Below are 2298 nucleotides of genomic sequence, written 5' to 3'. Positions count from 1 at the left end.
CCCCTTGGCATGATAGCCGCGCAAATCTATCGAGAAGGCGGGCGAGAGGGCAATGCCAAGCCGCCCGTTGAGCGTGCTGTTGGTATATCCGTCCAACTCCTTGCCGCCAAAGCGCGGGCTGATCGCGGAGATGCCGTCGGTGGTGAACCGGCCACCCGCCACTCTCCAATGCACCGCACCGCTTTTGCCGCCCACCGCGGCCCGCGCGTTGACGGTTTCGCGCGAGCCGGCCTCAATATCGGCGGACGCCTCCAGGGGGCGATCGGGCTGCGCCGTCACGATGCTGACGACGCCACCAATGGCCTGGCTGCCCCACAGGATCGACTGCGGTCCGCGTAATATTTCGATCTGGTCGATGTCGCCGGTCATCAGTGTCGCGAAATTATAACCGCCTCCGGTCGAGGATGGGTCTGCCAGCTTCACCCCGTCGATGACCAGCACGGTCTGGTCGCCTTCGGCGCCGCGGATACGGATGGATGTCGCTGTGCCATAGCCGCCATTGCGCGTGAAGCTGATGCCCGGCGTGCGGACCAGCAGGTCCGACACGACAGGAGCTTGCGATGCGTCGATCGCCCTCTTGTCGAGAACGGTGAGGCTGGAGGCGACGGTATCGACAGGCGTTGGCGTGCGCAGCGCCGACACTATGATGACGCTGCTCGCATCGATCGCCTCCATAGGCTCGGCCAGGGCGGCGATTGGAAGGCAGGCCGTTGCGGCCAGACTGGTTTGCAAGATGATGCGCATTACTATTCCCCCGTCTTTGACAAGACCGGGCGCGCACGACGCGGAGCGGGGACGAGCGCAGAACGCACGACACCACGCCGCGCGAACACGCACGGTCGAACTGTCGTTGCGCGAGGATATCCTCGTTCGACCGGCACACCCTGTCCGGACGAAGAACGACTGCGACAGGCAGGTCTCCTGGCTTGCGGGTCAACGCCGGTTCGGCCGCCTTCTCAGAACCTTGAAGGTTCCAATGGCATCTGGCCGATGGCTCACCGCTCACAGTTGCAGGGGCAGCCGAGGTCTTGAACCTCGTTCCCTTTAGATCCCCTTGCGGGGAACCTGTCGCAATATCGATGCCGTAGGCGGGAAGTGTCAGGCAATCAAGTGGAAGAAACCTCCAGTTACTTCGCCGTTGCGATGACCGGCTGGTGGCAACACCTGCCCTTGGGCATCGGCCATGTCGGCAAGGGGCATGCCGTTGCTTGCCACGATCGTCGCATAGTGGAACTCGTGGCCGAGCAGCAACTGTCCCGCCGACGCGAAGCGGGTGTCTTCACGCAAGGTCGCCTTGCGGTAGCCCAGCGTCATGCGCCGCCGGGCAAAGCTCGTTTCCACCGGCAGCAATCCGGCCATGGCATGGACCACGCCGTCTGCATCCTCCAGCGATCGGCCAAGCACCATATAGCCGCCACACTCTCCATGGACCGGGTGATCGGCAGCAAAGGCGCGCAGCCCGGCGAGGAAGCGGGTATTGGTCGCGATCCGCCCGGCATGAAGTTCGGGATAGCCGCCCGGCAACCAGCAGACGTCGCAGTCGGCAGGGGGCGCTTCATCGGCAAGCGGTGAGAAGAAGCAGAGTTCAGCGCCTGCAGCGCGCTACCATTGCGCCAGATGCGGGTAGAAAAAGCTGAAGGCGTCGTCCTGCGCCACCGCAATACGCTGGCCCGGTGGGCGGACGGTGGCGGCCCGGCGCGGCGCGTTACTGGTTGCACCGGCCGCTGCGACGATGGCGTCCAGATCACATTGGCTGCCCACATGCTCGGCGATGTGGGCGATGCGGCTGTCCAGTTCGCCCGTCTCTATGGCCTGCACCAATCCCAGATGGCGGGAAGGCATGTCCATGGCGTTATCGGCCCGGACCATGCCAAGCAGCGGCAGACCGATCCGCGCAAAGCCCTCTTCGACCATGGCGGCGTGGCGCGCGCTCGCCACGCGATTGACGATGACCCCGGCGATCGGCGGCGCACCCGGAAAGGTCGCGCAGCCATGCGCCACGGCAGCGACCGACTGCGCCGCCGCGCGGGCATCGACGACCAGGAGCACGGGCCATCCCAGCAATCGTGCGACATCTGCCGAGGCACCGAAGCGCTCGTCTGCCCGCGTTCCGTCGAACAGGCCCATGGCACCTTCCGCGATGACGAGATCACTCTCACTTGCGGCCTGCGCCGCCAGTCCCCGCAGCAGCGATCCGTCCATTGCAAAGCCATCCAGATTGATGGACGGCCGCCCCGTCGCCGCCTCATGGAAGGCGGGATCGATATAATCGGGCCCGCATTTTGCGCCGTGGACGCA

The 2298-nt window shown here is 65.2% G+C and carries 2 protein-coding genes, 1 pseudogene and 1 riboswitch; all 3 genes and pseudogenes read right to left on the bottom strand.

The features are described 5' to 3' along the window. The coding region (locus J2W40_RS20450; RefSeq protein ID WP_310227792.1) for a TonB-dependent receptor at positions 1–744 on the bottom strand (744 nt) is incomplete at its 3' end. A 150-nt stretch (positions 745–894) separates the two neighbouring features. Continuing rightward, a riboswitch (cobalamin riboswitch) is annotated at positions 895–1084 on the bottom strand. Between the two features lie 14 nt (positions 1085–1098). Next, positions 1099–1587, bottom strand: a pseudogene (locus J2W40_RS20445) (cobyrinate a,c-diamide synthase); the annotation flags it as partial. Between the two features lie 15 nt (positions 1588–1602). Further along, positions 1603–2298, bottom strand: a 696-nt coding sequence (locus J2W40_RS20440; protein WP_310227791.1) for a cobyrinic acid a,c-diamide synthase CobB, incomplete at its 5' end; no start/stop codon positions are given.

Source organism: Sphingobium xenophagum (genome assembly GCF_031457465.1).
In the GTDB taxonomy this organism is placed as follows: domain Bacteria; phylum Pseudomonadota; class Alphaproteobacteria; order Sphingomonadales; family Sphingomonadaceae; genus Sphingobium; species Sphingobium xenophagum_A.
This window is presented reverse-complemented; position numbering and strand designations above follow the sequence as displayed.